The 845-nt window shown below is 68.6% G+C and carries 1 protein-coding gene; it reads right to left on the bottom strand.

The window, feature by feature from the left end; genetic code table 11:
• Nucleotides 1–845 (bottom strand): VCBS domain-containing protein (locus tag ACXJMY_RS37980; RefSeq protein WP_456624466.1); only part of this gene is annotated, 845 nt, incomplete at both ends.

Raw genomic sequence — 845 nt, 5'->3', positions numbered from 1 at the left:
GACCTGGGTGGCGAGACCGCCATGATGGTCGTCGACCTGGACGGTAAAACTGTCGGCGAGATGCTCGCCGGCGGCGAGCGCGTCGACCGAGCCGCCGTCGAGCACGGTGTAATGCCAGGTGCCGTCGGGATCGACGGTGGCGGTGCCGTGGGCGGCGGCGACGCTGACCGAGAGCGTGTGGGTGTCGCTGGCATCGACGTCGGAGAAGGTGACCTGGCCGGTGGCGGTCTGGGCTGCGGCCGGCAGGTCATCGCCTTCCGACACGCTGCCGGACTGTGCCGCCGAGGTGATGACCGGGGCGTCATTGGTGCCGGTGATGTCGATCACGACCTGCTGGGTGGCGAGGCCGCCATGATGATCGTCGACCTGGACCGTAAAACTGTCGGCGAGATGCTCGCCGGCGGCGAGCGCATCGACGGCGCCGCCGTCGAGCACGATGTAATGCCAGGTGCCGTCGGGGTCGACGGTGGCGGTGCCGTGGGCGGCGGCGACGCCGACCGAGAGCGTGTGGGTGTCGCTGCTGTCGACGTCGGAGAAGGTGACCTGGCCGGTGGCGGTCTGGGCCGCGGCCGGCAGGTCGTCGCCTTCCGACACATTGCCGGACTGTGCCGCCGAGGTGATGACCGGCGCGTCGTTGGTGCCGGTGATAGTGACCGTCACGGTCTGGACCGCGGTGCCGCCGTGACCATCCGAGATCGTCACGTCGTACTTCTGGGTCAGGGTCTGATCGGCCTGCAGAGAATCCAGCGCGCTGTCGGAGACCGAGAAGCTCCAGCCGATCGAGCCGCCATTGCCGGTATCGTGGTTGGTGGTATTGAGCGTGAAGCTGCCGAGATAGCCGCCGC

The organism is Bradyrhizobium sp. P5_C12, from assembly GCF_054049735.1.
This window is presented reverse-complemented; position numbering and strand designations above follow the sequence as displayed.